The sequence below is a fragment of the Flavobacterium sp. UBA6195 genome (genome assembly GCF_002422095.1).
Classification (GTDB): Bacteria; Bacteroidota; Bacteroidia; order Flavobacteriales; family Flavobacteriaceae; genus Flavobacterium.
The window spans coordinates 15,428-25,925 of the sequence record NZ_DITB01000083.1; the positions used below are offsets into that span (position 1 = coordinate 15,428).

A 10,498-nucleotide genomic window follows, 5' to 3' on the forward strand; every position below is an offset into this window, starting at 1 on the left:
TACCTAATAAACGGTATTTTAATTCGCCTTGTCTTTTATCGAAATACCAATAACCAACAATTTTATAAGCATCTACGTTGTAAGCTTCAATTTCAGTTTTTCTGATATACTCTTCAGAAATCTTTTTAGTACCTTTTCTGTAAGCCTCAATATCTTCGTTCATTTGTTCACGACCTACATCAGTAGTATCAACTTTAAACAATGAAGCTTCGATGTCTTTTAAAGTTTTTTTAGTAGTAAAATAACTTGAGTCATACACTTCAGTAATAGTACCATCTTTAATTCCTTTTACTAGTACATTATAAAGAGGTCTTCTATCAGGAGATGTCATTACATCTCCTTCAACAGGAAAATAAAGTGGAAAATTCACTCTTTCATCGAGATCAATAACTTCCCAAATACGTTTTCCCATCAAGATATCTCTATCATGAACATAACCGTAAGGTAGCGGTTTATCGTTATCTGCACTTAATTCAGCCTCCGTCTTTTTTCCTATTTGGTCAGGAGTTTTTGCATTTAATAAATTTGACTGTGCAAAAGTAGTAGAACATAATCCTAAAACTAAAATTGCAATACTATTTCTCCAATTCATTCTATTTATTTTTTATTTGGTTTAATGAATAAACACAAATTATTTTAAATTATTGTATTTCGTAAGTACAAGGTGAAACACGTTTTGCAACTTGATCAATACCAACGAAACTTGCTTTAATTTCAGAAATTATAACAATATCTCCTTTAGAGGCCTTAGCTATTGCAGCTCTGGCTCTTGAATCCATTTTATTTCCAGAAACTACAACAGTAGGTTGCCCAGGTACTTTAATATTAAATTGTGTTACATTAACAGTTACAGGGAAATCAAAATCTTCCATAGCTGCTGTAACAGAACAAACTTCTAAATTACTTTTTGGACCTTTGTTCTTATCTAAACCACCCACTTTTCCAGTTGGTGCAGGTAAACCTTTAATTCTGAAAACTTGTGCACTTGACATTGTTTTACCATCAGGCATAGTTGCACTAACATTAATTTTAACTTCACTTCCTGAACCTGGTTTTAACATGAATTTACCATCACCTACTTTAGACATTCCTTGCGCATTTGCATTTACTTTATTAGATGCAATTCCAGGAACAGAAATAGAAATAGGGTTAGGAACACCACGGTAAACAACGTTCATTTTGTCAGCAGAGATAATTGCTTGATTAGGTCTTGGCACTACTACATATTTACCGTCGAAAGGTAATTCAACAGGTTTTCCATCTTCCATAAAAACAAAGCTACCACCAAAAGATTGTTCACCAATACTACCTGCTGTCATATTTAAGATAGCTTGACCATTAACAACTTTTCCAGGACCTTTGAAATCAGATACTTTAACATTTTCATCGTATTTACCGATTACAACTTTACCAGTAACTGGCTCACCCTGAAAATAAACATTTTTATCTAAAGACACAATAGCTTTAAAATTTTTCAAAGACATAGTTTCAATAGCAGCTTTTCCTAAAAGTATGCTGTATACATCAGCTTCTGCTTTCTTAATATCGTTTTGAGCTAAAGCTAACTTTGCAATAGTTGCAATTGCAGGAAAACCTTTAAAATGATAATCTAAAAACTTTTTAGAAACACCTTCTTTATCTTTGATATCAGCAGTACCGAACTTAGCATTAATCTCACTAACAATAGGGGTCAATTTTACATTTTTCCCTAAAACAGCTTTCATATCTGAAAGATACTTATTGTACTTTGAAACAATTTCTGTACCTTTTTGCGAATATCCATCTCCACTAAACCATTTTTCATCTATAGTTGACTTGTCCATGGCCTCATATGGCATTTTTCCAGTTTTCTCATCAACTGGAAAATCTTTTGATATTTCAGATTTAACTGATTCTAAATAATTATAAAATTCATTAGAAATAGTCTTAACCTGATTAGCTTCATCTAATGCATTTTTAAAATTAACGTTTTCTGCAGCTTTAGCAGCCAAAACAGAAAGCATTTCTTCATTTGTTTTTTTTGCACCTGTATTAACCTCTTCGAATTTTTCATCCATCAATCCGAAAGCAGATAATACTTCTTTTGACATGTTTAATGCCAACATTGCGATGAAAACCAAGTACATCAGGTTAATCATCTTCTGTCTAGGGGTTAATTTTCCTCCTGCCATTTCTCTTTAAATTAGTTTTTAATTAATAAAATATTTAATGATAAAACTAATTATCCTCTGTTACTCATAGCAGAAAGCATACCACCATAAACCGCATTTAAAGATGCAATGTTTGATGTCATTGATTGCATTTGCTCTTTTAATTTAGCAGCATTTTCAGCAATTTCTTTATTCGCTTGTGCATTTCTATCAGCACTTTCTAATTGAATTTTATATAAATTATTCAAAGCTTCCATTTGAGCTGCAGCTGTTGACATTTCTTCTGCATATTTCTTTTGTCCTGCCATAGCATCAACAGTTGGAGAAATTGATTTAGCAGCACCTTCAAAATTTTTGATACTGTTTCCTAAACTAGCCATTAATTCTCCATCAATCTTAGCTTCTTTCAACATAGCATCTAATTTTTGAGATAATAATCCTTGTGCTTCAGCAGGATTTTCAGCTTTTTTATCTTTTGCCTTAGCCTCACCACCAGCTAATTCAGGGTAAACTAAAGACCAATCTAATTCTTTTTCAACAGGTTCGAAAGCTGATAATGCGAAGATCGCAGCCTCAGTTAACAAACCGACAACAAGCATTGGTCCTGCACCAGGCCAGTGCATTAATTTGAACAATGCTCCAACGATTACAACCGCTGCCCCCATTCCGTAAAGGAATCCCATCACTTTTTTGCTTAAAATTGCCATAATAAATAAATTTTAGTTAGTTAAGTTAAATATATAATAAAATTGGTTAAATACTATTTAGGTCTATTTCCTGTAGCTGCTGTACCCATATAATCTTGAACAGTTCTAAACCCGATGTAACTTCTTGCTGAATCAGCATATTCATAATCACGTGTTGACACTTGTAATAAATAAGCAACATCTTTCCAAGAACCTCCACGAACTACTTTTCTTTGATTTTTCTTGTCCGCTACATGAGGATTCATTGTAGAAACAAATTCATAAGCTTCTGCATAATAAGAAGACTCTGTCCATTCAGAAACGTTTCCAGCCATATTATAAAGATTAAACTCATTAGGCTCATAAGATTTTGCTTCAACTGTATACAAAGCACCATCAGCAGCATAATCTCCACGATTTGGTTTGAAGTTTGCCATAAAACATCCTCTATCATTTTTAGCATATGGACCCCCCCAAGGATATGTTCCTCCCTCAATTCCACCTCTAGCAGCATATTCCCATTCAGCCTCAGTTGGCAAACGGAATGAATTTACTTGATCTCTTCCTTTTTTAGTTTTTATATATGCATTTTTATACATGGTTCTCCATGCACAAAAAGCCTTTGCTTGATTCCAAGAAACTCCCACAACAGGATATTCACTGTAAGCTTGATGCCAAAAATAATCATTATGCATAGGCTCATTATACGAATAGGCAAAATCTTTAATCCATACTGTAGTATCGGGATAAATTTCAATTGGTGGTGCGTCCTCATAAAAATTCTTACGCCCTTTCTTTTTAACAGCTTTATTTAAATCAACCTGATTGTATTTGAATTTTAATTTAGAGACATCAATAGTTTTAAGACCATTGTAAGATTCAGATTCTGGCAAATACATTGAATCCATTACTTCCACGTAAAATTCATCAGGATATTTAGAAGGTTCTTTTACAAGTTTTACCTTTTTATTTAATTTTCTTCCAGCATAAATATCATCATCTGTACCTACACTATAGTAGTTTTCATACATGTATTTATCATAAGGAGTCATTTTTTCAGGATCTACATCTGCGAAAGCAAAATCACCAATACTTCCTCCTTTACCACTCCCTGAACCTGGTTTTTGCCCCTGCTCATCAGCCAATATAGCCAATCGTGTTCTAATTGTTGAATCTTTTACCCATTCAACAAACTTTCGATACTCTGCATTAGTAATCTCTGTTTCGTCCATATAAAAAGAACGAACTGTAACGGTTTTAGTAGGTGCGTCTTGAATATTAGCTAAATCATCATCCGCTTTACCCATAATAAAAGCGCCACCAGGAACTAATGTCATTCCGTAAGGTTTTTCGGGATGCCATTTTCTCCCTTTAACTCCTACTAATTCTCCTTTATCGCCTTTACCACAACTGATAAATAATGACAAAATTGCTGAAAATGCAACAAACTTCTTCATATAAACTTGGGTTAAATGTAATTTCTATTTAAGGGCGTAAACCTATTCAATAATTTTGAAAAAAACAACATTTTTTTCAAAAACGTGTAAAAAATATTAAAATTTAAAATTATATAATTTTTAACATTAGTTAACCGTTTGAAAAATAGTCTTTTTAAACAATATTTCTTCTTTGGGCTTTCCACCATCTTTCTGGAATTTCCTGTTCACATGCAGCTAAATAATCTTCATGTGTACAAGGCAATAACGTACTTCTTTTTAATTTATTATTAACGTTAGTTAAAAAAGGTATTTCAATCCACCATCTTTCAGTTTTATTACTCTTATAGAAGATTAATTCTTCATCTTCAATAGGAACAATGTACTTTATATAGCTCTCTTTTGTACCAAATGGATACTCATGAGAGCGAAAACAAAATCCTTCAATAAAATACCACAACATTTGAGCTGTTAAAACAACTTCATTCCCATTTGGATTAAAATTAAAAATCCCGAAAGACGTTACTTTATCACTTATTCCTGCATAACGTGTAAGAGCACAAATTTCTTTTCCTGTAAATCCGTTAGGATTAAAAACATCGAAATTGCCAGAATAAGAAGACTGTACCGATTGCATATCAACACTAATTAAATCAGCATCTCTAAAAACGGGTTCTGCCACTGCAATATTATTTGAAACCTCTCCTAAACGATAGGCTTCAAAGTATAATTTTTCGATTAAATCGATTTCTTCTTGCGAATTAAAATAGGTTTGAAATCCTAAATTACTGAAATTAAATAGATTATTAGGCTCCTCTACGATAATTTTCGACAAATAAGACTCCGAGTCCAATTTATTCTCCTTAGAAAAATCAAATTGATTGTCTACAGAAACCAAATTAACCATTTGATCTAAATTATCATAACCGCGATACATCGGATAAGTCAAATCCTGAGTTCCACCAATGACAACAGGAATAATTTGTTTCTTTATTAACTCTGTCATCAAACTTTTTACAACAAAATAAGTATCTTCAATGCTTGCTCCAGCCTCTATGGTTCCTAAATCAACTATAGTAGTATTCCAATTTCCTGGAAAAAGACTGTAAAATTGCTTTCTAAAGTCGTCAAAAGAAAAATCATCATTGTCTTTTTCACTTCCTCTAAATTCATTAACCGTGATTATAGCTATAGCAACATTGTCCAAAACCGGGAAATCGGTTTGGGTATGAAACACCACTTTCTTTCCCAATGTCTGATTGGATAATGTTGCAATGTATTCTTCTACAGAAGTTGAAATAGGTTGTAAAAAATCAAAAACCATTGCTTATTTCTTTTTAGCGGTTGTTTTCTTAGCTGGTGCTTTTTTTGTTGCCGTCTTTTTAGCAGGAGTTTTCTTTTCTATCATTTCTTGAACTTGTGCCAACGTTAATTTAGAAGCATCAACATCTTTGCTCAATTCAATTTTGATTTTGCCCTTTGTAATTACAGAACGACCCCAACGTGCTTTTTCCACTTTGATTCCTTCTTCTTTCCAATCGTGAATTACTTTATCAATGTCTTTTTGTTGTTTTTCTTCGATTAACTCGTTTAAATCTGATTGCGATAAATTATCGAAGTTGTATTTTTTATTTACATTGATAAACATTCCATTCCATTTAATGAAAGGTCCAAAACGCCCAACACCCTTTTGAATTGGTAATCCATCATATGTTCCAATTGGTGCATCCGCTTGTACTTTCTCATCAATTAAACCTTGAGCCGTTTCCATGGTAACATCCATTGGATCCATTCCTTTTGGTAAGGAAATAAATTGAGAACCAAAACGAACATAAGGTCCAAAACGACCATTGTTCACTTCAATTTCTTCTCCTTTATATGTACCTAATTGTTTTGGAAGTAAAAATAAATTCAATACTTCTTCCAAAGTGATATTTCCAATATTTTGATCTTGACGTAAACTTGCAAATTGTTTGTTTTCATCATCGGAATCACCTATTTGAGCCATAGCTCCATATTTTCCTAAACGAACCGAAACTTGTTTTCCAGAAACGGGATGTACTCCTAAGATTCTTTCACCACTTTCTCTATCCGCATTTTTCTCTACATCGACTACATTGGGATGGAAGTGTTTGTAGAAATCGTTCATCATTTTAGCCCAATCCACTTTTCCTTCCGCAATTTCGTCGAAATCTTGCTCTACTTTCGCCGTGAAATTATAATCTAAAATCGTGTTGAAGTTCTTTACTAAGAAATCATTCACGATAATTCCAATATCGGTTGGAACTAATTTTCCTTTATCTGAACCCACATTCTCCGTTAAAACTTGCGATTTTACTTCCCCAGCTTTTAACATCAATTGGTTGTATTTTCTTTCTTGACCTTCGAAACTTCCTTTTTCAACATAAGTTCTGGCAATGATAGTAGAAATAGTTGGCGCATAGGTTGATGGACGACCAATTCCTAATTCTTCCAATTTCTTCACCAAAGAAGCTTCAGTATAACGACTTGGCGGACGTGAAAAACGTTCCGTAGCCGTGATATAATTATTTGTAAGTTTTTCGTTAACTTTTAAAGCAGGCAACATTCCTTCTTGTTCCTCTTCATCATCGTCGTGACCTTCCAAATAGACTTTTAAGAAACCTTCAAATTTAATAACTTCTCCAGTTGCTGTAAAGGTTTCCGAATGATTGCTTGCTTCGATTTTTACATTAGTTCTCTCTAATTCAGCATCGCTCATTTGAGACGCTAACGTTCTTTTCCAAATCAATTCGTACAAACGCGCTTGATCTCTATCAATATCCACTGTATGTCTTGACATATCCGTTGGACGAATGGCTTCGTGTGCTTCTTGTGCTCCTTTTGATTTGGTATTGAAACTTCTTGGTTTCGAAAATTCTTTTCCGTAGTAACTTGTAATTTCGGCTTGAGCTGCCGCCATTGCTTCTTGCGATAAATTTACACTATCCGTTCTCATATAAGTAATAAGTCCGGCTTCGTACAAACGTTGGGCAATTTGCATGGTAATTCCAACAGGCAAATACAATTTTCTAGCCGCTTCTTGTTGCAACGTTGAAGTGGTAAAAGGTGCTGCTGGTGATTTTTTTGTTGGTTTGGTTTCTAAATCTCCAACTTTATAAGATGAGCCAATATTTTTAGCTAAGAAATCTTCTGCTTCTTTTTTAGTCGCAAAGTTCTTAGGCAATTTTGCTTTGAATGTTTTTCCTGCTTCGTTTGTAAACTCTGCTGTAATACTGTAAGAAGCTTCTGGTTTGAAATTTTGAATTTCTCTTTCACGCTCCACAATCAAACGAACCGAAACTGATTGCACACGACCTGCAGATAAACCTCCTTTAACTTTTTTCCAAAGTACTGGCGATAATTCGTAACCAACTAATCTATCCAAAACTCTACGAGCTTGCTGAGCGTTTACTAAATTGTAATCAATTCCTCTCGGATTTTCGATTGCTTTTTGAATAGCTGATTTTGTAATCTCGTGAAAAACGATACGTTTTGTTTTCTCTGGTTTTAATTTTAATTCTTCAGATAAGTGCCAAGAAATTGCTTCTCCCTCACGGTCCTCATCGGAAGCCAACCAAACCATTTCGGCATTTTTAGCTAATCCTTTTAATTTGGTCACCAATGCTTTTTTATCTGCCGAAACTTCATATTTCGGTTTAAAACCATTTTCTACATCCACTCCTATTTCTCTCGAAGGCAAGTCAGCAATATGTCCATAACTCGACTCAACTTGATACTCACTTCCTAGAAATTTCTCGATGGTTTTTGCTTTTGCAGGTGACTCAACGATTACTAAATTCTTTGCCATTTCATGTTTTTTTTGAACCGCAAAAGTATAGGTTTTTTTTAAATTTTAACATCCTGAGCATTTTTTTACCTATAATAAACCAAAATATCAGTCAAATTACTCCTATATATATAGGTATAAAATCCACGAAAAACGGCTACTTGGAATTGCAATAAAAAATAATTTAAAATTTCATGTTAAACCTTTTCTGCCATCTTGTCAGATTTTATAATTTAGTATTATCTTTGCGTTCCGAAACTTCGGAATGATTTAATGGAAATCTTTGATATGGAAAAGGTAATTGATGAAAACAAACAAGGTCAAAGTTTAGTTCTTGACCAAAAAGAAGGAAATACAAAAAAACTTTTTATAGAGAGTTATGGTTGCCAAATGAATTTTTCGGACAGCGAAATTGTGGCGTCTATTCTTTATGAAAATGGATATAATACCACTCAAAATCTAGAAGATGCTGATTTGGTTTTGGTAAACACTTGCTCAATTCGCGATAAAGCAGAACAAACCATTCGTAAACGTTTAGAAAAATACAACGCGGTAAAGAAAATCAATCCTTCAATGAAAGTTGGGGTTTTAGGTTGTATGGCGGAACGTTTGAAAAGTCAGTTTTTAGAGGAAGAGAAAATTGTAGACATGGTCGTTGGACCCGATGCTTACAAAGATTTACCCAATTTATTAGCGGAAGTAGAAGAAGGAAGAGATGCTATCAACGTAATTCTTTCAAAAGAAGAAACTTATGGTGATATTTCACCTGTTCGTTTGAATAGCAACGGAGTTAATGCTTTCGTTTCGATTACAAGAGGTTGCGATAACATGTGTACCTTCTGCGTAGTTCCTTTTACTCGTGGACGTGAGCGTAGCCGTGAACCACAAAGTATTTATGACGAAATTCAAGATTTATACGATAGAGGTTTCAAAGAAGTTACTTTATTAGGCCAAAACGTAGACAGTTACCTTTGGTATGGTGGAGGTTTGAAGAAAGATTTCGATAAGGCGACTGATATGCAAAAAGCGACTGCAGTTGATTTTGCTCAATTATTAGACAAATGTGCTACGTTGTTCCCAAAAATGCGTTTTAGATTCTCAACTTCTAACCCGCAAGACATGCATGTGGAAGTTATTGAAACTATGGCTAAACACCATAACATTTGTAAGTACATTCACTTACCTGTTCAAAGTGGAAGCACTCGAATTTTACAAGAAATGAATCGTCAACACACGCGTGAAGAATACATCGCGTTGATTGATAAAATATACTCGATTATTCCAGATATTTCACTATCCCAAGATATGATTGCTGGTTTTCCAACAGAAACAGAAGAAGATCATCAAGACACCTTAAGTTTGATGGAATATGTAAAATATGATTTCGGATTTATGTTTGCGTATTCAGAACGCCCAGGAACTTTAGCAGCCAGAAAAATGGAAGACGACGTTCCAGAAGAAGTGAAGAAAAGACGTTTAAATGAAATCATCGACTTACAACAAAGAATTGGTTTAGAAAGAACACAACGTTTCATTGGTCAAGAAGTAGAAGTATTGATTGAAAAAGAATCTAAACGTTCGGATGCGCACTGGAGCGGAAGAAATTCGCAAAATACTGTAGTGGTTTTCCCAAAAGAAAATTACAAAGTAGGCGAATTCGTAATGGTAAAAATCACAGATTGTACCGCAGCGACTTTAATTGGAGAAGCGGTTGGTTACTCAACTGTAATGAACTAAAAATATAAGCCACGGATTAAAAGATTAACACGGATTTCAATATGGGACTTTATAGAGAAGAAGAAACTTTTAAAATTATTGGTATTTGTATGGAAGTTCACAGAAATCTTGGTCCAGGATTACTTGAAGTAGTTTATAAAGATGCGTTAGAGATAGAATTTAAAGCAAATAATCTTCCTTTTGAGAGAGAAAAAGAATTTTCAATCGAATATAAAGGAGTTATATTACCACATAAATTTTATGCTGATTTCATTGTAAATGAAGATATTGTTTTAGAAGTGAAAGCAGTAAAAGAATTTTCAGGAGAACATACTGCACAAGTATTGAATTATATGAAACTTTCAGAATCAGAAATTGGATTATTGGTGAATTTTCAAAACAAATCACTACAACATAAAAGATTAGTATTTTAATTAATCCGTGAAAATCCTTTAATCCGTGGCAAAAAAAATAAAAAAATGGAATCAGTACAAGCTATAAAACAACGATTTGAAATTATTGGGAACGACCCAAAACTCAATCGTTCCGTGGAGAAAGCCATTCAAGTGGCTCCAACGGATATTTCGGTATTGGTAACAGGTGAAAGTGGTGTTGGAAAAGAAAGTATTCCAAAAATCATTCACGCCCTTTCGCACAGAAAACATGGAAAATATATTGCCGTAAACTGTGGAGCAATTCCGG

At 33.7% G+C, this 10,498-nt stretch carries 9 protein-coding genes; 3 read left to right on the forward strand and 6 right to left on the reverse strand.

All coding sequences use genetic code 11. The features are described 5' to 3' along the window. From gldN to topA, 6 genes are all read right to left on the reverse strand, one after another. Window positions 1-592, reverse strand: a 592-nt coding sequence (gene gldN, locus B4I81_RS07600; protein WP_291109323.1) for a gliding motility protein GldN, incomplete at its 3' end; no start/stop codon positions are given. 49 nt (window positions 593-641) lie between these two features. Beyond that, window positions 642-2,171 carry a gliding motility protein GldM gene (gene gldM / locus B4I81_RS07605; protein WP_291109325.1) on the reverse strand — a complete coding sequence of 510 codons (1,530 nt, stop codon included), beginning with the start codon at window positions 2,169-2,171 and terminating at the stop codon, window positions 642-644. A 50-nt stretch (window positions 2,172-2,221) separates the two neighbouring features. Next, entirely contained in the window at window positions 2,222-2,857 is a 636-nt protein-coding gene (gene gldL, locus B4I81_RS07610; protein WP_291109327.1) for a gliding motility protein GldL, read from the reverse strand. 53 nt (window positions 2,858-2,910) lie between these two features. Next, window positions 2,911-4,293, reverse strand: coding sequence for a gliding motility lipoprotein GldK (gldK, locus tag B4I81_RS07615; protein ID WP_291109329.1), 1,383 nt, complete (start codon window positions 4,291-4,293; stop codon window positions 2,911-2,913). Between the two features lie 154 nt (window positions 4,294-4,447). Then, a complete protein-coding gene (locus B4I81_RS07620) occupies window positions 4,448-5,596 on the reverse strand; it encodes a formimidoylglutamase (protein WP_291109331.1) in 1,149 nt (382 codons plus the stop codon). 3 nt (window positions 5,597-5,599) lie between these two features. After that, window positions 5,600-8,101, reverse strand: a complete 2,502-nt coding sequence (topA, locus tag B4I81_RS07625) for a type I DNA topoisomerase (protein WP_291109333.1) — start codon at window positions 8,099-8,101, stop codon at window positions 5,600-5,602. Between the two features lie 267 nt (window positions 8,102-8,368). On the opposite strand from topA, the gene miaB reads away from it, so the two are divergent. The 3 genes from miaB to B4I81_RS07640 all read left to right on the forward strand — a co-directional run. Then, complete coding sequence (gene miaB, locus B4I81_RS07630) at window positions 8,369-9,817, forward strand: tRNA (N6-isopentenyl adenosine(37)-C2)-methylthiotransferase MiaB (RefSeq protein WP_291109335.1); 1,449 nt, start codon at window positions 8,369-8,371, stop codon at window positions 9,815-9,817. A gap of 41 nt (window positions 9,818-9,858) precedes the next feature. Then, on the forward strand, window positions 9,859-10,230 hold the full coding sequence (locus B4I81_RS07635) for a GxxExxY protein (protein WP_231843154.1): 372 nt from the start codon (window positions 9,859-9,861) through the stop codon (window positions 10,228-10,230). Window positions 10,231-10,275: 45 nt separating this feature from the next. Further along, window positions 10,276-10,498, forward strand: a 223-nt coding sequence (locus B4I81_RS07640) for a sigma 54-interacting transcriptional regulator (RefSeq protein WP_291109338.1), incomplete at its 3' end; no start/stop codon positions are given.